26 protein-coding genes are annotated in these 24,774 nt (G+C 63.4%); 12 read left to right on the plus strand and 14 right to left on the minus strand.

The window, feature by feature from the left end; translation table 11 throughout:
- Positions 1-11: 11 nt before the first annotated feature.
- Complete coding sequence (locus AB4Y32_RS31515; RefSeq protein ID WP_368725115.1) at positions 12-317, minus strand: NADPH-dependent FMN reductase; 306 nt, start codon at positions 315-317, stop codon at positions 12-14.
- A gap of 169 nt (positions 318-486) precedes the next feature.
- Here AB4Y32_RS31515 and AB4Y32_RS31520 point away from each other — a divergent pair, with 169 nt between their 5' ends.
- Positions 487-1,548: a class I SAM-dependent methyltransferase gene (locus AB4Y32_RS31520; RefSeq protein ID WP_368725074.1), complete on the plus strand. Its 1,062-nt coding sequence runs from the start codon at positions 487-489 to the stop codon at positions 1,546-1,548.
- A gap of 73 nt (positions 1,549-1,621) precedes the next feature.
- Here AB4Y32_RS31520 and AB4Y32_RS31525 read toward each other — a convergent pair whose 3' ends face one another.
- The 3 genes from AB4Y32_RS31525 to AB4Y32_RS31535 form a co-directional block, all read right to left on the minus strand.
- Entirely contained in the window at positions 1,622-1,870 is a 249-nt protein-coding gene (locus AB4Y32_RS31525) for a pentapeptide MXKDX repeat protein (protein ID WP_368725075.1), read from the minus strand.
- Positions 1,871-1,934: 64 nt separating this feature from the next.
- On the minus strand, positions 1,935-2,711 hold the full coding sequence (locus AB4Y32_RS31530) for a molybdopterin-dependent oxidoreductase (RefSeq protein ID WP_368725076.1): 777 nt from the start codon (positions 2,709-2,711) through the stop codon (positions 1,935-1,937).
- Between the two features lie 20 nt (positions 2,712-2,731).
- Positions 2,732-3,370, minus strand: a complete 639-nt coding sequence (locus tag AB4Y32_RS31535) for a cytochrome b/b6 domain-containing protein (RefSeq protein ID WP_368725077.1) — start codon at positions 3,368-3,370, stop codon at positions 2,732-2,734.
- Positions 3,371-3,699: 329 nt separating this feature from the next.
- Between AB4Y32_RS31535 and AB4Y32_RS31540 the strand changes: the two genes are divergently transcribed.
- Positions 3,700-4,245, plus strand: coding sequence for a sigma-70 family RNA polymerase sigma factor (locus AB4Y32_RS31540; protein WP_368725116.1), 546 nt, complete (start codon positions 3,700-3,702; stop codon positions 4,243-4,245).
- Positions 4,242-4,883 carry a DUF1109 domain-containing protein gene (locus tag AB4Y32_RS31545; protein ID WP_368725078.1) on the plus strand — a complete coding sequence of 214 codons (642 nt, stop codon included), beginning with the start codon at positions 4,242-4,244 and terminating at the stop codon, positions 4,881-4,883. The genes AB4Y32_RS31540 and AB4Y32_RS31545 overlap by 4 nt, the downstream gene beginning before the upstream one ends.
- A gap of 67 nt (positions 4,884-4,950) precedes the next feature.
- Here AB4Y32_RS31545 and AB4Y32_RS31550 read toward each other — a convergent pair whose 3' ends face one another.
- The gene (locus tag AB4Y32_RS31550) at positions 4,951-6,486 is read right to left on the minus strand and encodes an MFS transporter (protein WP_368725079.1); all 1,536 of its coding nucleotides are present in this window, start codon (positions 6,484-6,486) and stop codon (positions 4,951-4,953) included.
- Positions 6,487-6,597: 111 nt separating this feature from the next.
- Here AB4Y32_RS31550 and AB4Y32_RS31555 point away from each other — a divergent pair, with 111 nt between their 5' ends.
- Entirely contained in the window at positions 6,598-7,503 is a 906-nt protein-coding gene (locus AB4Y32_RS31555) for a LysR family transcriptional regulator (protein ID WP_368725080.1), read from the plus strand.
- A gap of 91 nt (positions 7,504-7,594) precedes the next feature.
- On the opposite strand, the gene AB4Y32_RS31560 is transcribed toward AB4Y32_RS31555, so the two are convergent.
- Together AB4Y32_RS31560 and AB4Y32_RS31565 are read right to left on the minus strand one after the other, a co-directional pair.
- A complete protein-coding gene (locus tag AB4Y32_RS31560) occupies positions 7,595-7,792 on the minus strand; it encodes a hypothetical protein (protein WP_368725081.1) in 198 nt (65 codons plus the stop codon).
- 179 nt (positions 7,793-7,971) lie between these two features.
- The gene (locus tag AB4Y32_RS31565; RefSeq protein WP_368725082.1) at positions 7,972-8,328 is read right to left on the minus strand and encodes a hypothetical protein; all 357 of its coding nucleotides are present in this window, start codon (positions 8,326-8,328) and stop codon (positions 7,972-7,974) included.
- 333 nt (positions 8,329-8,661) lie between these two features.
- On the opposite strand from AB4Y32_RS31565, the gene phoU reads away from it, so the two are divergent.
- Together phoU and AB4Y32_RS31575 are read left to right on the plus strand one after the other, a co-directional pair.
- Entirely contained in the window at positions 8,662-9,369 is a 708-nt protein-coding gene (gene phoU / locus AB4Y32_RS31570; RefSeq protein WP_368725083.1) for a phosphate signaling complex protein PhoU, read from the plus strand.
- Positions 9,370-9,573: 204 nt separating this feature from the next.
- On the plus strand, positions 9,574-10,200 hold the full coding sequence (locus AB4Y32_RS31575) for a hypothetical protein (RefSeq protein ID WP_368725084.1): 627 nt from the start codon (positions 9,574-9,576) through the stop codon (positions 10,198-10,200).
- A gap of 91 nt (positions 10,201-10,291) precedes the next feature.
- Here AB4Y32_RS31575 and glcC read toward each other — a convergent pair whose 3' ends face one another.
- Complete coding sequence (gene glcC / locus AB4Y32_RS31580) at positions 10,292-11,077, minus strand: transcriptional regulator GlcC (protein ID WP_439899870.1); 786 nt, start codon at positions 11,075-11,077, stop codon at positions 10,292-10,294.
- 216 nt (positions 11,078-11,293) lie between these two features.
- On the opposite strand from glcC, the gene glcD reads away from it, so the two are divergent.
- From glcD to glcF, 3 genes are read left to right on the plus strand one after another with little or no spacing between them, the layout of a single operon-like run.
- Entirely contained in the window at positions 11,294-12,793 is a 1,500-nt protein-coding gene (gene glcD, locus AB4Y32_RS31585; RefSeq protein WP_368725085.1) for a glycolate oxidase subunit GlcD, read from the plus strand.
- On the plus strand, positions 12,793-13,881 hold the full coding sequence (gene glcE / locus AB4Y32_RS31590; protein WP_368725086.1) for a glycolate oxidase subunit GlcE: 1,089 nt from the start codon (positions 12,793-12,795) through the stop codon (positions 13,879-13,881). Before glcD ends, glcE begins: the two co-directional genes overlap by 1 nt.
- 13 nt (positions 13,882-13,894) lie before the next feature.
- The gene (gene glcF / locus AB4Y32_RS31595) at positions 13,895-15,178 is read left to right on the plus strand and encodes a glycolate oxidase subunit GlcF (protein ID WP_368725087.1); all 1,284 of its coding nucleotides are present in this window, start codon (positions 13,895-13,897) and stop codon (positions 15,176-15,178) included.
- Positions 15,179-15,200: 22 nt separating this feature from the next.
- Here the strand turns inward: glcF and AB4Y32_RS31600 are convergent, their stop codons facing one another.
- The 3 genes from AB4Y32_RS31600 to gcvA all read right to left on the minus strand — a co-directional run bounded on the left by AB4Y32_RS31600 (position 15,201) and on the right by gcvA (position 17,985).
- Positions 15,201-16,544 carry a type II toxin-antitoxin system HipA family toxin gene (locus tag AB4Y32_RS31600; RefSeq protein ID WP_368725088.1) on the minus strand — a complete coding sequence of 448 codons (1,344 nt, stop codon included), beginning with the start codon at positions 16,542-16,544 and terminating at the stop codon, positions 15,201-15,203.
- 2 nt (positions 16,545-16,546) lie between these two features.
- Complete coding sequence (locus AB4Y32_RS31605; protein ID WP_368725089.1) at positions 16,547-16,795, minus strand: helix-turn-helix domain-containing protein; 249 nt, start codon at positions 16,793-16,795, stop codon at positions 16,547-16,549.
- A 281-nt stretch (positions 16,796-17,076) separates the two neighbouring features.
- Positions 17,077-17,985, minus strand: coding sequence for a transcriptional regulator GcvA (gene gcvA, locus AB4Y32_RS31610; RefSeq protein ID WP_368725090.1), 909 nt, complete (start codon positions 17,983-17,985; stop codon positions 17,077-17,079).
- Positions 17,986-18,233: 248 nt separating this feature from the next.
- Here gcvA and AB4Y32_RS31615 point away from each other — a divergent pair, with 248 nt between their 5' ends.
- Entirely contained in the window at positions 18,234-19,016 is a 783-nt protein-coding gene (locus tag AB4Y32_RS31615) for a hypothetical protein (RefSeq protein ID WP_368725091.1), read from the plus strand.
- Between the two features lie 10 nt (positions 19,017-19,026).
- Here AB4Y32_RS31615 and AB4Y32_RS31620 read toward each other — a convergent pair whose 3' ends face one another.
- Positions 19,027-19,167, minus strand: a complete 141-nt coding sequence (locus AB4Y32_RS31620; RefSeq protein WP_439899869.1) for a LysR family transcriptional regulator — start codon at positions 19,165-19,167, stop codon at positions 19,027-19,029.
- Positions 19,168-19,230: 63 nt separating this feature from the next.
- Positions 19,231-19,827, minus strand: a complete 597-nt coding sequence (locus AB4Y32_RS31625; RefSeq protein ID WP_368725092.1) for a DJ-1/PfpI family protein — start codon at positions 19,825-19,827, stop codon at positions 19,231-19,233.
- Between the two features lie 91 nt (positions 19,828-19,918).
- Here AB4Y32_RS31625 and AB4Y32_RS31630 point away from each other — a divergent pair, with 91 nt between their 5' ends.
- The gene (locus AB4Y32_RS31630; RefSeq protein ID WP_368725093.1) at positions 19,919-21,250 is read left to right on the plus strand and encodes a PLP-dependent aminotransferase family protein; all 1,332 of its coding nucleotides are present in this window, start codon (positions 19,919-19,921) and stop codon (positions 21,248-21,250) included.
- Positions 21,251-21,372: 122 nt separating this feature from the next.
- On the opposite strand, the gene AB4Y32_RS31635 is transcribed toward AB4Y32_RS31630, so the two are convergent.
- Positions 21,373-21,636 carry a hypothetical protein gene (locus AB4Y32_RS31635; RefSeq protein WP_368725094.1) on the minus strand — a complete coding sequence of 88 codons (264 nt, stop codon included), beginning with the start codon at positions 21,634-21,636 and terminating at the stop codon, positions 21,373-21,375.
- Positions 21,637-22,007: 371 nt separating this feature from the next.
- Between AB4Y32_RS31635 and AB4Y32_RS31640 the strand changes: the two genes are divergently transcribed.
- The gene (locus AB4Y32_RS31640) at positions 22,008-24,749 is read left to right on the plus strand and encodes a LuxR C-terminal-related transcriptional regulator (RefSeq protein WP_368725095.1); all 2,742 of its coding nucleotides are present in this window, start codon (positions 22,008-22,010) and stop codon (positions 24,747-24,749) included.
- Positions 24,750-24,774: the final 25 nt, after the last annotated feature.

The following is a 24,774-nucleotide window of genomic DNA, read 5'->3' on the forward strand; positions in this document are numbered from 1 at the left end:
GTGCGCCCCTTTCAGCCGAGCCGCAAAGCCATCCGATACAACGCCTCGCCCATGCCCGACGCGAGCCGCGTGGCAGTGCTGTCCTTCAACTGTCCTTGCGCATCGAAGACTTCATGCGCCATGCCTGCTGCAAATGCTTGAGGAATGACGGGCATGCCGAGTTTGTCGAGAACGGCGCCCATGCCCGTTTGAAAGCGCAACCCTCCTGGTTGCCCCGGCGATGCACACATGAGTGCCGCCTTGCCTGCCATCAGCGCGACAGCGCTCGACCCGTCGACGCGCGGCCGGCTGATCCAGTCGATCGCGTTCTTCAGCAGCGCCGTTTATCCGCCGTCGTACTCCCGTGTCGCGATCAGGCTGCCTGCACTTTGTCTTTCGTCCATCGCTCTTCTTCCTATACTTTGCATGGGCGAGGCCGGCCATTGTCGGCATTTGGGCAACGCCTGTTTCGTCAGATCAACCCTGCCTTCGTCAAGGAGGTGGCACATGCAATACGACGAACAGAAAGTGCAGGACTTCATGGCGCGCATGGTCGAAGAGTTTGGTGCAGTAGCGTCCGCGCCGCTGATCGCGCTAGGTGACAGGCTCGGTTTGTACAAGGCGATGACCGAACAGGGCTGGCTGACCTCGGAGCAGGTTGCGGAACGCGCGGGCCTTGCCGAACGATACGTGCGCGAATGGCTTGCAGCGCAGGCCGCGTCGGGTTTCATCAGTTACGACGCGGCGACCGCCCGCTACCGCCTCGAAAACGAAATGGCAATGTGCTTCGCGGAAGAGACAAGCCCCACCTTTGTTCCGGGCTTCTGCGACTGCGCCGAAGCGATGTTCCGCGCGATACCCAAACTCGAAGCAGCGTTTCGCACGGGCCTGGGCGTCGGATGGCATCAGCATCACCCATCGCTGTTCAAGGGCACCGAGCGGTTCTTCCGGCCTGGCTACGCAGTGCATCTGGTCGACGAATGGATTCCCGCGCTCGACGGCGTCGAAGCGGTTCTGAAGGGGCAAGGCGCGAAAGTCGCCGATGTCGGTTGCGGACACGGCACGTCGACGATCCTGATGGCGCAGGCCTATCCGCACGCCACGTTCGTCGGCTTCGATTATCACGAGCCGTCCATCGAAAGAGCGCGCGAACTGGCTTGTGAAGCGGACGTCGCCGGTCGCGTCACGTTCGAAGTGGCCCGCGCGCAGCAATACCCGGGAAGCGGTTACGACCTCGTCGCATTCTTCGACTGTCTACATGACATGGGCGACCCGACAGGCGCCGCAGCCCATGTGCTGCAGTCGCTCAAGCCCGATGGCTCGTGGATGATCGTCGAGCCCTTCGCAAACGATCGGCTGGAAGACAATCTGAACCCGGTCGGACGCGTGTTCTACTCGGCGTCGACGATGATCTGCACGGCGGCGTCGTTATCGCAGGAAGGCAGAAAGGCGCTAGGTGCGCAAGCAGGCGAAGCACGGCTCAAGGAAGTCGTGACAGCGGGCGGCTTCACCCGCTTCAGGCGCGCAACGCAGACGCCATTCAATCTGGTCTTTCAGGCGCAGGCGTGAACGGATACGCCACAGTACCGCTATGAAAACGGGCCGGGCGCGAATGCACGCCCGGTCTCGCTCGCTGCCCTACCTACTCGGACATCGCGCCTGACGCGGGATGATCCATTTTCATCGAATCGTTCTTCTTCATCTTGTGACTCTTGCTCATCTTGTCGTGAGACATGTCGCCCTTGCTCATCTTGTCATGGGACATGTTGCCCTTGCCCATTGCGTCGTGTGACATCTGATCGTTCGACATCGCGCCGCTCGCCTGCGCGAATGCAGCGGATGTACCCACCGCCAGCGTTGCCGCGATTACTGCCGTCATCAGTCGTTTCATTGCTCATCTCCTTGGGGTTGAAAGTGGCATCCGGCCATTCCGGAACCAGCAAAACGGGCGGCGCTCACGAACCGCCGAACCAGTTGTAGCCCTGATCGACCCAATAGCCGCCGGGATACGTATTGGTGACGAAGATCTCGACGATATGCTTCGGGTTCTTGTAGCCGAGCTTGGTCGGCATGCGCAGCTTCATCGGATAGCCGTATTTCGCGGGCAGACGCTCGCCGTCGTAGTCGAACGTGAGCAGGGTCTGCGGATGCAGCGCCGTCGGCATGTCGATGCTTTCGTAGTAATCGTCGGCGCATCGAAAGCCGACGTATTTCGCCGTCGTATCCGCGCCCACGCGGCGCAGGAACTCCCGGAACGGCGTGCCGCCCCAGCGCCCGATCGCGCTCCAGCCTTCCACGCAGATATGTCGCGTAATCTGCTCCGCGTGAGGCAGCGCGTATAACTGCGGCAGCGTCCACACGCGCTGCCCGGTCACAAGGCCGCTCACTTTCAGCCGATAGTCACTGCCGTTCACTTCGGGCACTTCGTCGATGCCGTAGTACGCGTTGAACGGAAACGGCCGCGTAATCTGCGCTTCGGTGTAGGTCGGCGCGAGGCGGTCCGGATCGAACAGGAGCGCCTGCGCGCGATCGTTCAAACGTGAGACCGCCATCAGAAACTTGTTGACCGACTCGTCATCGGTGATAGAGCAGCCTGTCAACAACGACAAGCCACCCAACGTCAACAGCCGCTTGCCGAACAGACGGCGCGACGGCATGTCCAGTTCGCGGCTCGCATCCGCCAGAATCGCTGCGCGGTCGAGCTTGATGATTTTTTTGTCATTGGCGTTCATGGCGTGTTCCTCGACAAAGATCAGCGGCCGCGCAGCATCGTCAGCAGCGAGCGCGGCACGAGCGCGACCATCGCGACATGCACGACGACGAACGCCGCCATCACCGCCATCGCGCAGAAGTGAACGATGCGCGCGTTGTCGTAACCGCCCATCAGTTCGCGCAACAGCGGAAATTGCACGGACTTCCAGATCGCGAGCCCCGACAGCACGAGCACGGCAAGATCGATGACGATCACGAGATACGCGAGCTTCTGCACCGCGTTGTAATGGCGCAGATCCGCGTGCGAGAGCTTGCCGCTCAATGCGGCAATGAAATCGCGCAGCACGTCGCGCGGCGACAGCGGAAAGAACTTCGAAACGAAGCGCCCGCTCGCGATGTTGAGCGCGAGATAGACCAGCCCGTTGAACACCAGCAGCCACATCGCCGCGAAGTGCCATTGCAGCGCGCCGCCGAGCCAGCCGCCTAGGGTGATCGACGGCGGAATCACGATGTGATGAAACACCGGCGAAGCGTCGTAGATGCGCCAGCCGGAAAACATCATGATCAGCGCGGCCAACGCATTGAGCCAATGCGTGATGCGCAGCCAGAGCGCATGAATCGGCGGATTGCGCGGTAAAGTCTCGCGCGCTGGCGTGAGTGGCGCTTTCATCGTTTCCATGTCGATCACCGTGATGGTCGGATACCTGTCAATTCGTTGCCAACGCGCGGTTGGTTACAGCGTCGCACCGATCACGCGCAGATGCGTTCGGCGCTTTTGATCCGCGTGAAAAATTTTGCGCGCGCTGTAACGGGCGGCCGCGAAAACGCGAACTAGCGTGATAAAGGAAGCGGGTGACGACGATGGACCACGACCGCGCTATAGTGGCGCATCACGGCTTCGGCGGTTCCGAAGCGATCGATCTGAAACTGGGCGGCGCGCTCGCTTCTGCGGACGCGCGCTATTCGCATGTGTCGCCGTCCCGCCGTCTCGCCAATAGGGGAACCATGTTGCAGGACGCGGAAAGCCGCCTGAAAGCGCTATTCGTCAGCGGTCTCGACGGCGATGCGGACGCTTATCGCAGCTTCCTGCAAGCGCTCACACGGCATGTGCGCGGCTACTTGCGCAAGCGCATTCCCAACCATCGCGACGACGTCGAAGACCTCGTCCAGGAGATTCTGCTCGCCGTGCACAATGCGCGTCACACGTATCGCGCGGACGAACCGCTGACCGCCTGGCTGCATGCAATCGCCCGCTACAAGCTGATGGACTTCTTCCGCTCTCGCGCACGCCGCGAATCGTTGAACGATCCACTCGACGATCACGCCGACCTGCTCGCCGACACCGACGACGAACCCGCGCAAGCGCGTCACGACATCGGCAAGCTGCTCGCACATCTGCCGGACAAGCAGCGGCTGCCCATTGTCCATATGAAACTCGAAGGCTTGTCGGTGACGGAGACGGCACGCATCACCGGCCTTTCCGAATCGGCCGTCAAGGTTGGCGTGCATCGTGGTCTCAAGGCATTGGCTGCGCTTATTCGGGGGCTGCGATGAAGACCGACGATCTCATTAGCCTCCTGTCGAACCAGGTGACGCGCGTCGATCGCGTGGCCGTCGCACGCCGTTTCATCAAGGCGATGCTGCTCGGCGCGTTGGGCTCGCTGATCCTGATGACCATCGTGTTCGGCGTGCGGCACGATCTCGGCAGTGTCGCGCGCACAAGCATCTTCTGGGCGAAGCTCGCCTATCCGCTCGCGATTGCCGTGGGCGCGATGCTCGCCGTGATGCGGCTCGGCCGTCCGGGCGCCCGGGCCGGCTATACGTGGGCGCTTGTCGCGTTGCCGTTCGTCGCGGTGTGGGTCGCGGGCGCGCTCGTGCTCGATGGCGTGGCGCCCGCGGGGCGCTGGCCGCTCGTGCTCGGTCAAACGTGGCGCACGTGCCCGTTCAACATCCTGCTGCTTTCCGTGCCGACGTTTCCCGCCGTGTTCTGGGCCGTCAAAGCGCTCGCGCCGACGGATCTGCGGCTCGCGGGCGCAGCCGCCGGCCTGCTCGCGAGTTCCACCGCCACGGTCGTCTATTGCCTGCATTGCCCCGAGATGAGCCCTGCATTCTGGAGCGTGTGGTACGCAATCGGGATGTTGATGCCCGCGGGCATCGGCGCGTGGCTCGGGCCGAAGCTATTGCGATGGTAGGACGCTCCTCTTTTGCTGGTTCGCACGCTCGCAAGCCGGGGCATCATCGTCGCGCTTACGTGCCGGTTCAATCCGTGCATTGCGCACGTGCGCTCGCGTGCGCTTCGCCATGTTGCCGACGGTTGGCCGCCGCGCCGAAGATCAGAAAGCTCGCAGCGGCGAGTACCCACACACCGGCGCCTCCATACAGCATCACCCAGCCGAAGCCGTGCACGAGCGCGTCGTGTGCGGTCTTCTGGTCGAGCGCGACACTGTGGCCTGCCGCAATCGCAACGCTCAACGCATGAATCTGCGCGGTGTCGAGCGCACCCGAAAGCTCGCGGGAAAGCAACGCATCGACGCCCGCCACCAATACGAACCCCATCAATGCGATGTTGATCGCGAGCGCGATCATGCGCGCGCTCATGTCGATGCCCGATGCCATGCCGGCGCGCGCGCTCGGCACGGCGCCCGTCGTCGTGTTCGTCACTGTCGTGTTGGTGAGGCCCAGCCCGACGCCCGCGACGACGCAACCGGGCAGCATCGTGATCCAGCTCGCGTGTTCAGCGATGCCGCCGATACGCATCAGAAAGAAGCCGACGCCGATCGTAAACAGTCCGCCAGGAATGACATAGACCGGGCGATAGCGGTAAGCGAGGCGTTCCGCGACGGGCGGCACCACGAGCGTCGGCAGTGTATAGGCGAGCAGCGCGAGTCCCGCACGAAGATCGTCGTAGCCGAGTGCGTTGTGGAAGTACACGGGCAGATAGATCATGAAAGGCCAGAAGCTGAAATTCATCGCCGCTGAACCGATCAGCGCGCCCGAGAACTCGCGGATGCGAAAGACGGAGAAGTCGAACATCGGATGCGCGCTCATGTTCTCGGCGACGAAGAATACGATCAGGCAGAGCGCGCTCATCGCGACAATGCCGAGCGCACGCAGGCTCGTGAAGCCGAGGTCCGCGCCCTGCGTGATATAGAAAGCCAGGCCGAAGACGGCGAGCGACAACGTCGCGGCGCCCCATGCGTCGAGCTTTTGTGCATGCGGATCGCGCGATTCGCTGACGCCGCTCGCCGCGAGGGCGATCGTCGCGAGCGCCAGTGGCGCGTGAACCAGAAAGACCCATTGCCAGCCGACGAGCGCGGCCGTCGCGCTGCCGATGATCGGCCCGAATCCCAGTCCGATTCCGAAGATGATGCCCCATGCAGCAAACGCATTGACGCGCTCGCGCCTCTGCTGGAACTGATGCGAAAGCACAGCCACCTGGCAGATGAGCATGGCGCCGCCGCTTGCGCCTTGCAGGAAGCGCCCCGCAATCAGCACGGCCATGTTCGAGGCAAGCCCGCATAACAACGACGTGACGCCGAACAACGCGATGCTGACGACGAACACGCGCTTGCGGCCGAAGCGATCCGCGAGCGTGCCCGTCGCCATCAAGACCGTCGTGCAAGCGATCGTGTAGGCGTTCATGACCCATTGAATGTCCTTGAAGTCGCCGAGCAATAGATGTTCGAGCGTCGGCAGGATCGCGGGGACACTGGAAATCTCGAGACCGAACATCAATGACGAAAGGCAGGCAGCAAGCAGCGCAAGCGTGTTCTTGCGAAAGCGGAGAGGCGGCATGACGTGAACCCGATGCTGTGTATGAACGGTTAATATATCGGGAACTTCAGTCCCTATTGGCGAGCTAGCTTCCGATGAATGCCTCCCTTAAGGAACCAATGAGGTGGCGTGATGACTGACCGGCTCGATGGCGTGGCAACCTTTGTGGCGGTCGTCGAAGCAGGCAGTTTCGCGCTGGCGGCCGAACGGCTGAACCTCACTCGCTCGGCCGTCGGCAAGGTGATCGCGCGGCTGGAAATGAGGCTTGGCGCGCGACTGATTCATCGCACGACACGCAGCCAGAGCCTCACCGAAGACGGCCAGGCATACTACGAGCGCTGCGTGCGCGCGCTCGCGGAGCTCGAAGCCGCCGAGGCCGAGCTCGAAGGCGGCCGTCGCGCGCCGCGTGGACGGCTGCGCGTCAGTCTGCCGCTCGCGTTCGGCCAACTGTGCGTCGCACCTGTTTTGATGAATCTCGCGCGCCGGCATCCGAAGTTGCAGATCGACATGTCGTTCAGCGATCGCATGGTCGACCTCGTCGAAGAAGGCTTCGATCTCGCCGTGCGAATCGGCGAACTGCGCGACAGTGCGAGTCTCGCGGCACGGCGCCTCGGCGTACAGTACACGAGCATCGGCGCAGCGCCGTCGTATCTCGTGGAGCACGGCATGCCCGTTTCGTTCGACGATATGGATGGACGCGATGGCGTCGTCTACGCGCGCGCCGGCGCACTGGTGCCGTGGGACCTGCGCGACGACGCGGGTCAGGTGAGACGCGTGAAGATTCGCCCGCAGCTGAGCATGGACGACGTGCAGGCGATTGCGTCCGCGGCCGTTGCAGGCTTCGGGCTTGCACGCGTTCCGTCCTGGCTGCTCGCGCGATACACGAAGACGGGAGAACTGGTGCTGGTCAAGGGACGTTGCAGCCTGCCGCCGCAGGAGATAAACGTCGTTTGGCCGCGAACCCGCTATATGCCCTCTAAAACGCGTTGCGCGATCGATGCGCTCGTCGAGGACATTCCGGCGATGATCGACGAATGAACGCGGCCGCTTCGCCTTTGCGCTGCGAAGCGGCCGCGCTGCTTGCTGCCGTGTTTCAAAAGACTGGAAGTCTGAATGCAGCCAGTGCGCGTCACTCTTTTCGTGAGATTGCCTGCAGCAGGGAATCGCCGTGGACGGTCAGGCGCGGACGCCGAACGCCGCCCGCGATCTCTTCGAGTGCGACAAGCTGTTGTTCCAGCAGCTGATCCAGTTCCGCACGGTCAAGCTCGATCTGGTCGGGCGCCGATTTCACCAGCATCAGGGTGGCGAACTCATGAGGACTCAGCATGTCGTGTCTCCGTCATATCGGTTAGTTTTTTTGCCGCGATAGTGCCTTGCCGCCAGGCGACAACGCTTTTTGCGCTCGCCTTTTGCCTTCGCTTTTTACCTTTGCTTTTTGCCTTCTCTGCCATTGCGATCTTCGCGGATGGATGTGCGCGCGAGTCGCGCGCCACGTCGTGAAGACGACTAGCTCATTGCCTGCGCTGGCAATGGGTACGACGCGACGAACAGTGCCGCGTCACGCCGGCCGCGCGCAATCAGCTTGTTGGCCAGACTGCCGCGGAATTCCGCAAAACGGCTGGGTCCGTGAATCTGCAGGAAACTGTGCACCGTCTCTTCCACCTGATCGCGCAAGCTCGCCTCGGTCTCACAGCTTGCTATGCAAGAGGCGCCTCGTGACAGTTCCAGCTGAAAGTCGATTTCACACTGCCTGTAGATAAGGCGCTTGTTCATGGTGCCATTCGACATTTTTTGCCTCGGCGCGCTGTCATCGGGGACATTTGATTTTATGTGGTCCCGGATATAAATGTTAAGTGCTTTCATCTGTCCGTATCTCATACTTTATGGACATGCCAGCACGCTCAATGTCCGATGAACGAAGGGGGCCGCTGCGATTGATCTCTTCATCAGTCAATGCGACGCTTCAGCGTAATTTTTCCTCTACTTCGGATAGCGATGTCTTTTTTACCGGTCTCCGTGTACTGGACGGCTTTTCAAAGAGTCCGTTGTCGTTGTTCATCAGCAACTTCTGCCCGCTTGCAACAAGTACATGAAACGGTATATATAGTTTTTAACGGCTTCTGATAAACAGGCAGCACGACATCCATTTCGAGCTATCTGTATTGGTCGCGGAGCTTTAAAGCAAAGGAGTTCGCCATGCCCGACAAGCATCTTTCCAGTCAGTTCGACGCTGCGCTCGACATGCTTTCGACTGATCTCCTGAAGATGGGCGGGCTTGTCGAACGGCAGATTGCTCGCTGCCTCGAACTGCTGGACACATACGATCCCGCGCTGGTTATCGAGGTTCGCGAGAGCGAGCGACAGGTGAACGCACTCGAACTCGACATTGACGAAGAGATCCATCGCGTCATTGCCCGTCGACAACCCGCCGCACGCGACTTGCGCCTGCTAATGGCGATGTCGAAATGCGTCACGAACCTGGAACGCATTGGCGATGAAGCGCGCAAGATCGCGAAACGCGCGCGCCGCATCGACGAGACGGGCGCCGCGCCCGCGGCTCGCGTCATCGGACTCGAAAAATGCGGCGCAATGGCCGCGGCCGTCCTGCATCAGGCACTCGATGCCTTCGCGCGAATGGATGCCGTCGCTGCCGCGCAGGTCGTTCGGGACGACAGGGCCGTCGACGAAGCATTCCGCGATCTTGTCCGCACGCTCGTTACGCGGATGCAGGAAGCGCCCGGGACGATTTCGGTCGCGCTGGATTATCTGTTCATCGCCAAAGCGTTCGAACGCATAGGCGACCATGCGAAAAATATCGCTGAATTCATCGTCTACGCCGTTCGGGGCCGCGATGTGCGTCACGTCCCGCTGCGAGAACTCGAACGCGAGGCGTCTGAGACTTGAGGCACTAAACTGTCCCCACGAAATTCCTCCCGAGCGTCACCGTCAGATTGAAATGAGTTCCCGAAGTTGGCTGTTTCATTGGGAAACTTCACGCGCAACAGCGGCCGCGCAGATATTGATCTTGCTTTTCGCTCGGCACCTATTTTTCGGGTCCTCATCGAGCCCTATGCTTGCAATCGGACGAACAGAGCACGGATAGTCGCCATGGGTACACGCGAGGCATTCGATGCATCGCTGCGACTGGTCAATCTCACCTTTGACGCGATGAACGTCGCATGCAATACATTCGGCGAGGACTCGGTCGAGTTTACGCGAGCGCGGGAACACTACCGCATTGCGCTGCTCAAGTTGCAGGCAGACCACGTCTCGCTCGTTGCGGATGGCGCGCTGGCCCGGCTCCAGAACATCGGCGACGGACGGCGCCTGCTCGTGCTTCGCGACCCGCCCGAACCGATTGCAGAGTCCATTTTCGTTCTCTCTCTGGTCCGAGGATTTGCATCGACTTGTGAAGCGTGTGGGAACGCGGCACAAGCGGCAGGTGTGAGTCTCCCGCAACTGGCCTTCCTTGACGGAAACTGTCACATCGCGTCCAAGGTAAGAGCAATCGAGCGAGTCAAAATGCAGAGCCCGCACTGCATCACTGCCGTCCTGTCGACGACGCCCTCGCCTTTTGAAGGTTGGCCTGGCGTCGATGCCATCATCGACAGCCCGGCGTCGGCGAAACATATATTGGAGCGTCTCTGCCAGCTGGTCGAACCGTCGGGATACGCGACCCCGATGTGCAAGCACAATGTATCGGCCAATCAGGACAACCGGCTCGAGGCGGGCTAAGGCTTATCCGGCTGTTATCGCTGCACCCGTTCGCGCCCCGAAGCGCATGACGCGGACAGCGCATGCGTGTTGATCAACAGATCAGCTCAGCTCACTTCCACCCTTCGAGCCTGAGCGTCGCGCGTATCAGCCGCTGTTCTTCCTGTTCGATCTCTTGCAGGCTTTCGCGCACGCCGTTGATGTGATCCGCGGCCGCCCGATACGCCTGCTCGGGCAACTTGCCCGTCACGGCGTTGTAGAGACGCGCATGCTGCCGGTCGATGCGCTTGCGATGCGGCTGCCGGTGATAAAGATTGTTCACCGACGCGAACACCGAACTCAGCAGCAGCTCCGTCAACGACCGCAACGTGTGCACGAGCACGGGGTTGTGCGAAGCCTCGCAGATCGCGAGATGAAACGCGTGATCGAGGCGCGCGTGTGTCGCCGGATCGGTTTCGGCGTCGCGCGCGCCGAGCATCTCTTCATAGCGCCGCGTGATCATCATGTAGTCGGCGGGCGTGCCGCGCAACGCGGCGAGCCGCGCCGACTCCGCTTCCAGCATGCCGCGCACTTCGAACAGATCGAAGAGCGTGCGCGGTTGCGACGCGAGCAGATGCATAAGCGGCGATTGCGGCGGCTGTGCAGTCAGATTCGCGACGAACGAGCCCTTGCCGTGCGTCGTTTCGATGATGCCGCGCGCGCGCAGCAGCTTGAGCCCTTCGCGCAGTGCGGTTCTCGATACGCCGAGCTTGTCCGTCAGCCGCCGCTCGGATGGCAGCGCCTGCCCCGACCTCAGTACGCCGTCCACGATCAGGCGTTCGATGCGCTCGGCGACCACATCGGCAATCTTGCGACCGGGCTCGTTGACGTCGTTTTGCGTGCGTGAAATCACTGGTATGACCACTTGATAAGCGAGTTTCGCATGTACGCCATGATACCGCCGATACCCTCCTGACGCCGGATTGCGCGGCTTCCGCACGGTATCGTCGCGGCGAAAAAACTGGTACGACCACTCGCGGCGTCCATCGACAGCGGAAGGCGAAACGGGAACAATCGGCGGCTACATGAATATGCGGCGCGTGGAAGCCAGTCCCCGCGCACCTGGAGACACCCGATGAGCTATGCCTACGACGAACGGATCGACGGCACGCTTCCGTCGCATGACAAAGCCACGCTGGTCGCCGAGCTTCAACGCCTCGTGCCCGGCATGCAGTTGCTGCACGACAAGGAAGACCTGCGCCCATTCGAATGCGACGGCCTCTCTGCCTATCGCACGACACCGATGATGGTCGCGCTGCCCGAGTCGATTGAACAGGTGCAGGCGCTGTTGACATTCGCCGCCGCGCGCAAGGTGCCCGTCGTCGCGCGCGGCGCGGGCACGGGTCTGTCGGGCGGCGCGCTGCCGCTCGAAAAAGGCATCTTGCTCGTGATGGCGCGCTTCAATCGCATCCTGCACATCGCCCCTGAAGCATCGATCGCGCGCGTGCAGCCCGGCGTGCGCAATCTCGCGATCTCGCAGGCGGCCGCGATTCACGGCCTCTACTACGCGCCCGATCCGTCGTCGCAGATTGCCTGCTCGATCGGCGGCAATGTCGCCGAGAACGCGGGCGGCGTGCATTGCCTGAAATACGGCCTGACGGTGCACAACATCCTGAAGCTCGAAGTGCTGACCATCGACGGCGAGCGTCTGACGATCGGCTCCGAAGCGCTCGACTCGCCCGGCTTCGATCTGCTCGCGCTGTTGACGGGCTCCGAAGGCATGCTCGGCATCGTCACGGAAGTCACGGTAAAGCTGTTGACCAAGCCGCAGAGCGCAAAGGTGCTGCTCGCGAGCTTCGACGATGTGGAGAAAGCAGGCGATGCCGTCGCGCAGATCATCGGCGCGGGTGTGATTCCGGGCGGCCTCGAAATGATGGACAACCTCGCGATTCGCGCCGCCGAAGACTTCATCCACGCGGACTATCCCGTCGACGCCGAAGCGATCCTGCTGTGCGAACTGGATGGCGCGGAATCCGACGTGCAAGAAGACTGCGATCGCGTCGGCGCGCTGCTGCGCGAAGCGGGCGCCACCGACATCCGCATCGCGAAGGACGAAGCCGAGCGACAGCGCTTCTGGGCGGGCCGCAAGAACGCGTTCCCCGCTGTGGGCCGCATCTCGCCCGACTACTACTGCATGGACGGCACGATCCCGCGCCGCGAGCTGGCGCGCGTGCTGCGCGGCATTGCGGAGCTGTCGAACGAATACGGTCTGCGCGTCGCGAACGTCTTTCATGCGGGCGACGGCAACATGCATCCGCTGATCCTGTTCGATGCAAACGCATCCGGCGAAATGGAGCGCGCCGAAACGCTCGGCGCGAAGATTCTCGAACTGTGCGTCGAAGTGGGCGGCAGCATCACGGGCGAACACGGCGTCGGACGCGAGAAGATCAATCAGATGTGCGTGCAGTTCAGCAGCGAAGAACTCACGCTGTTCCATTCGCTAAAGGCCGCGTTCGATCCCGACGGCTTGCTCAATCCCGGCAAGAACGTTCCGACGCTGCATCGCTGCGCCGAATTCGGCGCGATGCACATTCATCACGGCAAGCTGCCGTTTTCCGAGCTGGAGCGCTTCTGATGCGACGCGAATTCGATTCAACCGACGACAGCGCGCGCCTCATCGCGCAGGTCCAGCGCGCGATCGCGGAGCACACGCCGTTGCGCATTCGCGGCAGCGACAGCAAGCGTTTTCTCGGACGCCACGTGCAAGGAGAGGAACTCGACACGCGCACGCATCGCGGCACCGTCGCCTATGACCCGACGGAACTCGTGATCACGGCGCGCGCGGGCACGCCGCTTACCGAACTGAACTCCGTGCTCGACGACGCGAACCAGATGCTGCCGTGCGAGCCGCCGCTCTTCAACGGCACGGGGAGCGGGTCGGGTACCATCGGCGGCGCTGTTGCAAGCGGGCTTTCTGGGCCGCGCCGCCCGTGGGCGGGTTCGACGCGCGATTTCGTGCTCGGCTGCCGCGTGATCACGGGCGATGGAGACCATCTGCGCTTCGGTGGCCAGGTGATGAAGAACGTCGCGGGCTACGACATGTCGCGCCTGCTCGCGGGCAGTTTCGGTTCGCTCGGCGTGCTGACGGAAGTGTCGCTGAAGGTGCTGCCGAAGCCGCGCGAGCGCCGCACGTTCGCGCTCACGCTCGACGCGCAGGAAGCGATGCGGGAACTGTCGGCATGGCGCAAGGCCGCGCTGCCCGTGACGGGCGCGTGCTATTTCGACGGCAGGCTGCATGTGCGGCTCGAAGGAGGCAGCGGATCGGTGAAGTCGGCGGTGGACCGGGTCGGCGGCGAAGAAATCGACTGCGCGTTCTGGGATGCGCTGCGCGATCATCGTCTGCCGTTTTTCGACAAGCATATCGACGCGAGGCCGCTGTGGCGACTGTCGCTGCCGAATGCGACGCCGTTGATGCCGCTGCCCGGCGATGCGCTGATCGACTGGGCAGGCGCGCAACGCTGGCTCAGGAGCGACGCGACAGCCGCCGACATTCGACAGCTCGCGCATGCGGCAGGCGGACACGCGACGTGCTTCACGCCGTCGCCGGAGCGCGAGCCGTTTCACCCCCTTGCGGCGCCGCTGCTGCGCTATCAGCATCAACTGAAACGCCGCCTCGATCCGAGCGGCGTGCTGAACCCCGGCCGCCTGTACGCCGACCTCTGAAGCGAGCGCACTCATGCAAACGAATCTCGACTCGCGCGCGAAAGCGCTGCCCGACGCCACCGAAGCGGAAAGCATCTTGCGTTCGTGCGTGCATTGCGGCTTCTGCAATGCGACGTGTCCGACATATCAACTGCTCGGCAACGAACTCGACGGGCCGCGCGGGCGCATCTATCTGATCAAGCAACTGCTCGAAGGCGAGCCCGTCAGCGACAAGACGCAGCTGCATCTCGACCGCTGCCTCACGTGCCGCAATTGCGAAACGACGTGTCCATCGGGTGTCACGTATCACCGGCTGCTCGACATCGGACGCGCGGAACTGGAGCGCCGCGTCGAGCGGCCCGTCGGCGAACGGCTGACGCGCAAGGGCCTGCGCGCAGTGATTCCGCGGCCCGCCGTGTTCGATGCGCTGCTCAAGACGGGGCGCGCTGTGCGGCCGCTGTTGCCCGCCGCCGTGCAGTCGAAGATTCCGACGCGCGCCGCCGCGCCCGCCAAGCCGCGCCCGGCGCCGCGTCACGCGCGGCGTGTGCTGATGCTCGAAGGCTGCGTGCAGCCGTCGCTGTCGCCGAATACGAACGCGGCGGCGGCGCGCGTGCTCGACCGGCTCGGCATCAGCGTGACGCCCGTCGGCGAAGCGGGCTGCTGCGGCGCGACCGACTATCACCTGAACGCGCAGGACGCGGGACTCGATCGCGCGCGCCGCAACATCGACGCATGGTGGCCCGCGATCGAAGCGGGTGCCGAAGCGATCGTGCAAACGGCGAGCGGCTGCGGCGCATTCGTGAAGGAATACGGACACCTGCTGCGCAATGATCCCGCGTATGCCGCGAAGGCCGCGCGCGTGAGCGCGCTCGCGCGCGATCTCGTCGAAGTGCTGGCGGCCGAGCCGCTCGACGCGTTGCAACCTGCCGACGACGCCGTGGCGGCGCGCATCGCGTTCCACTGTCCTTGCACGCTGCAGCATGCGCAGAAACTCGGCGGCGCGGTGGAAAGCGTCCTCACGCGGCTCGGCTTCGATCTCTCAGCGGTGCCCGACGCGCATCTGTGCTGCGGATCGGCGGGCACCTATTCGATCACGCAGCCCGAGCTCGCGCAGAAGCTGCGCGACAACAAGATGGCCGCGCTCGAAAGCGGACAGCCGGACGTCATCGCGACGGCGAACATCGGCTGCCAGATGCATCTGGATGGCGCGGGCCGAACTCGCGTGCGTCACTGGATCGAACTGATCGAGGAAGCGTTGGATGCGTCGAATGCGCAAGCGCTATCGACGCGCAGAAGCGCGGCGGCCGAGCCCGCGTGAAAGCGCTTGACGCACAGGCCGCTCAGATGCCCGGCGGCATCGCAGCGAGCCGGTCGGCCGAAGCGCGCAATCCGTCGAAGATGCGCTCCGCGACGCGCGCCGGGAAACCGTCGGGCAGCGCGGCGGCGACCTTGTCGATCGCGGCGGGCGTGTCTTCGATCAGCCTGCCGATCAGCGGTTCGGCGTCCGTGCCGTAGAAGCAGCGCGATGCCATCGCGTTGAAGTTGCGGCGCTGGATGTCCTTCATCAGGTAGTGCCGGTTCTTGCCCGCGACGGCCATCGCGAGCTTCGCCTTGTGCCACGACCACTGATTGCCGGCGTCGCCTTCGACGGGCCAGATCGACATGATGTCGTATAGCGGCGTGAGCGCGTAGCGCCCGCCCGGCAACAGATGCACGCTGAAGTTCTTCGCGTGGCCATCCGGCGCGGCGAGCATCCAGAACAGAATCTGCGTGGTGAGGAACGTCGCCAGATCGGCGTCGGGCCGCTCCGACTGGCGCAGCACGGCAGCGATGTCGACCACGCCGGGGCCGCCGTCCGCTTCGTACCGCTGATGCGACGGCTTGCCGAGCACCTGGCAAAAATCCTCTTGCGGCAGCCGCAAGATCCATTGCCCCGCAGGGTGCAGCCGGCGATCGAAGCGCTCGACGGCCAGCACCTTCTGCTCGCCGAACGTCAGGATGTCGGCGCTCGGCACGGGCAATCCGAACGCCCTGAAGAGCGCGAGACACAGCCATTCGTTTTCGACGGACGTCGTCCAGTCTGCCTTCTTGTTGCCGACGAGTCCCAGCGGCAGCTTGAAGATGTGCGTGGTGGGCGTTGCGCCGTGTGGGCGCATCCACTTTCCGTCGTGCCGGAGAAACGCCGTCTTTTCCTGCGCGCCCGCGAGCGAGATGCGAAAGTCGTCGTGGTCGCCGCCCGCGCCCGGGCCGCCCGACGCGACGGTGCGCGCCAGCATCTGCTCGATCTCTTCGTCCGACATCGGCGTGCCGTCGATGCGGTCGTACCCTTCTGGCTGCGCGTCTTCTGGAAGCAGTTGCGCCGCGCCCACGCAGTCGCGGCCGATGGCTTCGAGCAGATCGAAGGCATCGGTGGTCGCCGTCCTGAAGCGGGTCGCGAGGCGCCGCCGGATCGGCTCGCTGTCGGGCAGCAGATTGTCGAAGTAGTTGCGCACACGCTCGCCGCGCAACGGCGCATCGTCGATGCCGAACGGCAGCGACAGCGACAGCGGCCGTCCGGCGGACGAAGTCATCCAGCTGCCTTCGTACTGAAGCTCCATGTCGCCGCGCGACGGAATGCGCCACGTGCCGACCCGCAGCCCGTTGGTCCATACCGACAGCGCGCGCGCGTGAGACGGCCGGCCCATGGCTACCAGTCTTCCTTCGAAGGCTCCGCGCGCGTGGGCCGCGTCTGCACGGCCAGTTCGAGGCCGTACATGGCCAGCAGCGTGAAAAGTTGCGCGGTTGTGATCGAGTCGGGATTGAGCTCCATCGCCGACAGCCGGCTCTGGCTCAGACCCACGCGCGACGCCGCCTGGGCCTGCGAAAGCCCTTTCGCGCGCCGTGCGGTGCGAAGGATCAGGCCAAGCTGGTGTGGAGTGATCAGCGTGCGTTTCATCGAGGCGGCTTGCGGAATACCTGTATGGCAGGTAAGTGCATTTTACTCGCAAAACGAGTAATTGCAAGATAGCTGCTATACGAGTAGATGACGATTAACTGTTTTACAGGTAACGCGTGGTCATCGCGATTCATGCCTTGCGCGCGCGACCCTCTCACGCAACAAATCGCGCAGGCGAGTCTGGCGACACCCATCTAACCGCGATGCGGACGAGCCTTCGGACTTCGACGGGTTCGAGGCTGTAGAACGCGCCCAGTCACGCGCGGGCGAGCGCTCGGCAATCAACCCGCGCGCGCGAGAAACAGCCGGATTTCGTCAGCGAGCCAGTCACGCAACGCGCACACCTTGGGGTCGTCCCGGCTCCCGATGCGATAGACGAGGTCATGGCCACGCTCGGCCTTGAGGCGAAACTGGGGAAACGGAGCAACCAGACGTCCCGCAGCAATGTCGTCCGCCACGATCACGCTGCGCCCCAGTGCCACGCCTTCGCCGCGAATCGCCGCCTCGATGGCCAGGCTCCCATGGCTGTACGCCGAACCGCGATCGCTACGCACGCTGCTCACTCCCGTCAGCGCGAACCATTGCTCCCAGTTGGCCAGCATGCCGTCCTCGTGCAGCAAGGTACAACCGGCAAGACTCGCCACAGCAGACAATCCCCCCATTTTCTCCCGATAGGCAGGACTGCAAACGGGCGTCACGGTCTCCTCCAGAATCCGCTCGGCGAGGACACGTGGATAGCGGCCGCTCCCATAACGTATCGCCACGTCCACTTCTCTGTCGTTGAGATCGACATACGTGTCGGTGACGTCGAGATGAACGTCGAGTTCCGGATGCAGCGCCTTCAGCCGATGCAGCCGTGGCGCTAGCCACTTGTTCGCGAACGAAACGCTGGCGTTGATCTTCAGGCGCGCGACATTGTCATGGGCACGAAGGCGTTCGGCCTCCCTCGTCAGTTCTCCCAGCGCGCGAGTCACGACCAGAAGAAACTCCGCCCCGGCTTCCGTCAGGATGATCCGCCGGGTCAGACGTTGAAACAGCGCGGCGCCGAGATGGTCTTCGAGCGTCTTGATATGCCGGCTCACTGCGCCGTGCGTGACGTGCAGTTCCTCCGCCGCCAGCGTCATGCTCAATAACCGCCCGGTTGCTTCGAAGGCGCGCAGCGTTTGAAGAGGGGGAAGCCGGTCGAACATAAATAGATATGCGTGAGTATCACTCACGCATTATATGACGACAAATGGTTTGTCAGCCGGGTCGGCGGCCCCCAATATCTACACACAGCAGCGATGGACGCGCCTTGGCCTGGATGTGTCGGCTGGCGCATCGATCGCGTCCGGGTGGGTGATTTCGTTGTCGTCGGAACCAGGCTCGCTTTGTCTCCGCCGTCGATTCGCCCCGCGCGCTGCATCAAAGCCGGCATCCTTTTCATCGTTCGCAAATCATGAATCTTCTTGCTTTCAAGCTCATCGTTACGCCGCTGTTACTGTTGGCTGCATCTATGGCCGTTCGCCGCTGGGGCGAGGCGATCGGCGGGCTTGTGGTCGCGCTGCCGCTCACGTCCGGGCCGATCTCGCTCTTCCTGACACTCGAGCATGGATCTGCCTTCGCGGCGCAGGCTACGGCGGGGTCGCTGGTCGCGACGGCTGCGCAAGCGGCATTTTGCTTCGTCTATTGCAGACTGGCGGCCCAGGGATGGCCTGTAGCCCTCGCCGGCGCTTGCGCGACGTTTTCCATCGTCGCTGGCCTTTTACAGCACATCGCGCTACCGGAAACGGGCCTCTTTCTTGTCGCCATCCTGGCCGCGATGCTTTCGCTCAGCGTGATCCCCAACACGACGGCAAAAACGGGCAGGCTCGATGCGCCGTGGTGGGATCTGCCGACGCGTATGGCGCTCATTGCCGGCCTCGTCGTCAGCGTGACGTTGACTGCGCCTTACGTCGGACCCGAAGCGAGCGGCGTGCTCGCGTCGTTCCCGTTCATGGGGATCATTCTTGCCGTTTTCAGTCACCGCATGATCGGCCATGCAGCCGCGCAGCAAGTGTTGCGCGGCATGGTGGCGGGACTGCTTGCCTTTGCCGCATTTTTCTATGTGCTAGGCCTGACACTGACGCGGTTCAATCTGCTTGCCGCTTACGGTGGCGCGATTATTTGCACGCTCGCGATACAAGCCGTCTCCCTGTACCGGATGCGCGTTCCGGCCACCGTACCTGCGGAGTCGGCTTGAGTGCGTCGAATCAGAGAGCGTCCGTTTCGCGTTCCCGCAGCTTGAGCCGCTGGCTGATGTTGGCGCGCGTCATGCGGAGCTTGCGCGCGGCGGCACCGAGACTGCGCGACTCGACGATCTCGACAAACAAGCTGATCGGGTTGAGGTCCATGGCGCGTCACATGGTGCATCAATCGATCCATCAATCGATCCGGACTGGGCGGGCGACCCCATCTCAGAGGAACGGGGAAATGTTCGTCATCGCGCGCGTTACGTACGTCTCCTTCTCTCCCACTGGCGCAACGTAGTGAATCGCGCTGCGGGCGGCCTCGGCGCTCTCCAGACGCGCGATGAACCAGGCCGCCAGATACTGCGACGACAGACACCCGCCCGCCGTCGCGACGTTTCCCTTCGCGACGAACGGCTGGTTCAGCACCGCTACACCCGCCTCTTCGACCCACGGTTTGGTAGTCAAGTCCGTGCAGGCCGGCACGCCGTTCAACAGGCCCAGCTTCGCGAGTATCAATGTGCCCGAGCATTGCGCGCCCAATAGCTGGCGCGTCGGATCAAGCTTGAGTTGCGACATCAACGCCGCATCGCCTACAACGTCACGGGTCTGTATTCCGCTGCCGACCAGCACCGCGTCGGCCTCGCAAGCGTCCTTCAGCGACGCTTGCGCCTCAAGCACCACGCCGTTCATCGAACGCACCTTCGCGGCCGGACTCGCGATCGACACCCGCCAGCCAGGCTTCCTGACCCGATTGAGGATGCCGAATGCGATCAGCGAGTCGAGTTCATTGAAACCTTCAAAGGTCAGGATGGCGATGTGCATGGCGTCCTCGTGCGGGTGGAGATGTTGTGTCACTTCATGGTAGGGCCGACAACTAATACAATCAAATAATTGTCATGGATACATTGCCGGCATGCCTCAGCCCCGTTACAAAGAACTGGTCGACCGCCTCGCCTCCGACATCCGTGCAGGCCGCCTGCGTCCAGGGACGCGTCTGCCGACGCACCGCGACCTCGCTGCTCGCGAAGGCCTGGCGTTGGTCACGGCCACGCGCGTCTATGCGGAGCTGCAAGCAATGGGGCTGGTGAGCGGCGAAGCCGGACGCGGCACATTCGTCAAGGAGCCTCTTCCTCGCGGTCAAGGCATTGACCTGCATGCGTGGAGCGCGGACATCGTCGACCTGAGCTTCAACTATCCGTCCGCGCCGGGCCAGACCGATCTTCTCAGGGCAGCGCTGCGTCAGCTTGCGGCCGCAGGTGACCTGGAATCCCTGCTTCGATATCAGCCGCATGGCGGGCGCGAGCACGAGCGGACGACGGTCGCGCGCCACCTGGCCAGCCGTGGAGTGCCCGCAACCGTCGACACCACATTGCTCGTGAGCGGCGCACAGCACGGTCTGACGACGACCGCCATGGCGCTACTCGAGCCCGGCGACGTGGTGGCCGTCGATGCGCTGACTTACCCGGGATTCAAGCTGGCCGCCGAGGCCAATCGTCTGGAGCTTGCGCCTATCCCGGCCGCTGGGCGCGGACCCGATCTGGACGCGCTGGCGGCACTGTGCAAGCGACGGCGAGTACGCGCCGTCTACGCGATGCCGACGCTGCACAATCCGCTCGGCTGGGTAATGAGCGCGACGCGACGCCGGGAGCTTGTCGCCCTTGCTCGACACCATGGGCTGATCCTCATCGAAGACGCAGCCTACGCATTCCTGGCTGAAGACGCACCGCCGCCGTTGGCATCGCTTGCTCCCGAGACGACGGTGTATGTATCGAGCCTGTCGAAGAGCGTCGCGACTGGTCTGCGCGTCGGCTTCGTCCGCGCACCGCGCGAATGGATTCCCAGGCTCGAACGGACGATCAGGGCCACGACATGGAACACGCCCGCGACCATGACGGCCATTGCTTGCGGCTGGATGGATGACGGCACGGTAGACCGGCTCGAAGCCGGGAAGCGGCGGGACGCCGCGATACGTCAAAGCCTCGCCGCAGAAGTTCTGGGCCGGCTCAAGCGGATCAGCCATCCGGCGTCGTACTTCGTCTGGCTTCCTCTGCCGCAGGAGGTTCGCGCGGACACGATTGCGATGGCGTTGATGCGCGAGCGGGTTTCCGTGTCGACAGCCCAGCCATTTTCGACGTCGGCGCACGTGCCGCACGCCATCCGGTTGGCACTCGGCTCCGTCGACCTCGCTACGCTCAAACGGTCTCTGGAAACGGTGGCCCGGGTTGTCGCGGACCATACCTACTGACCGCGACTCGCGACGCCACATCCCAGTTCGCCAACGAAGCGCTCAACGGCAACTGTCGCTGTCTCGTCGCGCGACGGAACCGACGATCCAGGCCTTGCATCCGGGCGTGCGTCATGTGCAGCTCAAACTCGATTGATCGTGCGGTCGGACACCACGTACCTCGCCTGCAAGGCCGCAATGAATTCGTTCACCGCATCTTCACAGGCGACGCGCTCGTTGTCGCTTCCCGTGCATGTGAAGCCTTGAATCTTCCAGTTTGTCCCGCCGGACCACTCGGCATCATCGACGATTGCCACTACCCGGCAGTTCGCACAGCTGGCTTTGGTTCGGAGAAAATTGTTGATGATCCTCAGCAGCTCGCCGCGACCGATGGCAAATTGCACCATGCGCCTTCCCCGGTGATTGTCGCAAGAAAGCTAGCACGGCAACTGAGATGCTTCGCCGGAAGGCACCTGGCCGGAACAGCCGCTTGTCGTCAATGTGTGGGGCGACACCGTGTGAACGATGTCGCCCCCGCTGTTCTCGCGACATACTCTTCTATCGACCGGCGCATGCTGAACTGTCAGTGACGTCACTGCAGCGGACACGTCCCCGCGTTCGAAGGGGTTCAGCGTATCATTTCGTAGGCGGCATCGGACGCCGCACACGGATAGGCATGGCGTCTCAGCGCGGCGCCGCGCAATATCCCCGACAGGGGCGCGCGATCGCAAGAACAGAAAATGGCAGTCAGGTTCAACGGGAACGCCAGGAGCAGCCGATGCATGTAAAAAAAACGGTGCCCACCACGAGCCCGCCTCTCTTCCTCGCAACGAAGGTCCGTCCGCCGCGCCTGCCCGCCGGGTTGATCGACCGGCCACGGCTCGTCGCGCTGGCCGACAAGGCGGAATGCAAGCGGCTCACGGTCATCAAGGCGCCCGCGGGGTTCGGCAAGACATCGCTGGCGCTCATGTGGCTCCAGCGGCTGACGGCGAGCGGCGCCTTCATCGGCTGGCTTTCGCTCGATAGCGACGACGACGAACCGGCGCGCTTCTTTCATCATCTCGCGCAGGCATTGCGCAACGCCTGTAGCAACGTCGGCGCGTCCGCGATCAGCCTGACGACCGAGGCATCGCTGCTGCCCACACAGTCGATCGTATCGACGCTGATCAATGAACTGGTCGAGGTCGACGACGAAGTGTATCTGTTCATCGACGACTATCACGCGATCAGCCTGCCCACGATTCACGACGCGATGACGTACTTCATCGCGAATATCCCGTCGAACACGCACGTCGTGCTCTGCACGCGCACCGATCCGCCGCTACCGCTTGCGCGGCTGCGCGCGAAGAACGATCTGCTGGAAGTCGATGCCGCCGCCCTGCGCTTCAACTTCGACGAAACCCGCAGCTTCGTCGAACACGAATGCCCCGGCGGCCTGCACGCGGCCAGCGTCAAGTCGCTGTTCACGCGCACGGGAGGCTGGGCGGCCGCGCTGCGCATCTCCGCGTCGGTACTTACGCGTGACGAAGGTCGGTCCGCTCTGCACGTGAGCCCGCTATCCGGCGCTTCGCGTCCTTTCGCGGCCTATCTCGAAGACATGCTGAAGCGCCTGCCGGCCGAAATGGTCAGCTTCATGCTGCGCACGTCGATACTCGATCGCCTGTGCGCGCCGCTGTGCGAAGCCGTCACGGGCCTTGCCGCCGAACAAGGCATGCTGGACACGATCGCCGCATGCCAGCTGCTGCTCGAACCGCTCGACATCGAAGGACACTGGTTTCGCTATCACCGTCTGATGGGCGAGTACCTGCTGCGTCGGCTCGAAACGCAGCATCGCGGAGAACTGGCCGACCTGCACCGGCGCGCATGCGAGTGGTACGCCGAACAGAAGCAATGGACGGACGCGGTCAAGCATGCGATAGCCGCCGGCGACATCGAACACGCCGTCTCCCTCGTGGGCCACTGCGCAAGGACGCTCGTCGCGAAAGGCGACCTGCTCACGCTGCTCGGCTGGCAGCGCCAGTTCCCGGCGCATCTGATGCGCGGGCAAGTCAAGGTCACGCTCGCGATCGCATGGGGCATGGCGCTCGCGATGCGTTTCGACGAAGCGCTGGCGATGCTCGACGACATCGAGCGCGACGCCGGCACGGGCACGGACACGGCCGCCGAAAAGATCGAAAAGATCGGCTGGGAATGCCGGACGATCCGCTCGGTGATTGCCGGGCTACAGGACGATGCGCCGCGCGCGCTCGGGATCGCGCAGGACTGTCTCGAGCATCCGCTCACTGATAGCTGGACCACCAACGTTGCATCCAACGTCGTGCGATTCGGGCACTGGAAAGCGGGCAACCTCGGCGCGCTCTACGCAACGCCGTGGATTCCCAGTCCGATCGACGGGGATCACCGCAATGTGTTCGCGTCCGTCTACCGGTTGTGCCTGCTCGGTCACGCGGAGATGCAGCAGATGCACTTCGTGCTCGCGGAACGCTACTTCACCGAGTCGATTCAGCTCGCCGAGCGGCATTCGGGCCCGAAGTCCATTGCAGCCGCACTGTGCACGCCGATGATCGCGCAGATCTGGTACGAGCAGGGGCGGCTCGACGAAGCCGAAGCATTGCTCGTCGACCTGATGCCCGTCATCGACCTGGCCGTTCTGCTCGACAGCACGTTCTTCGCGTATCGGGTGCTGGTGCGCATCTACATCTCGCGCGCCGATTTCGAGCGGGCCTATGCGCTGCTCGATCACGCGCAGGCACTCGGTTATGCGCGGCGTTGGGACCGGATGATCGCGGGCGTCCACGCCGAACGTACACGCCTTTATCTCAGGGAGGGCAGGATCACGGAAGCGGCGGCATGTGTCGCTCAACTGGATCGGCTGATGGATACGCGCGCCGCCGCTTCGAAACCGGCCTCGCCGGAGATCGAGACTTTCCGCGCGGTTGCGGTGGCATCGCTGGCAATGGCGCAGCATCGGACAGAAGAAGCCGTCGAGTCGCTCAAGTCCGCATTGCGAAGCGTCGAAAGCCGGCACAACGACTATCTCGCGTTGCGCCTGCGCACCGTGCTCGCGCTCGTCTGGCTGCGTGCGAACGAACAGGCGCGCGCAGTCGAGACCTTTCGCGACGTGCTGAATGCCAATCACGAAATCTACCGCTCGATTCTCGACCAGGTGCCGGAAATCGGGCAGCTGCTGCAAGCATCGCGTGACGATGCGCTCGCCACATCGATGACGAAGGACACCATCGCGTACATAGACCGTCTGCTGGATGGTTCGCGGGCGCTGTACGAGCGCGGCGCGACGCGGGACCGCGAAAGCGGGCGTGAGCCGTTGAGCACGAGGGAGCGCAGCATCGTCGAGCTGATCGCGCGAGGGCAATCGAACAAAGAGATCGCGCGCACGCTCGGGATCGCGCCTGAGACTGTCAAGACGCATGTCAAGAACATCTTCGTGAAGCTCGATGTCGACAAGCGCGCGCAGGCCGTTGCGCGTGCGCAGGCGTTGGGACTGGTTGCGGCCGGCTGAAGCAACGCGATGAAGCGACGCGAAG

The organism is Paraburkholderia phymatum (genome assembly GCF_040965635.1).
Classification (GTDB): domain Bacteria; phylum Pseudomonadota; class Gammaproteobacteria; order Burkholderiales; family Burkholderiaceae; genus Paraburkholderia; species Paraburkholderia phymatum_B.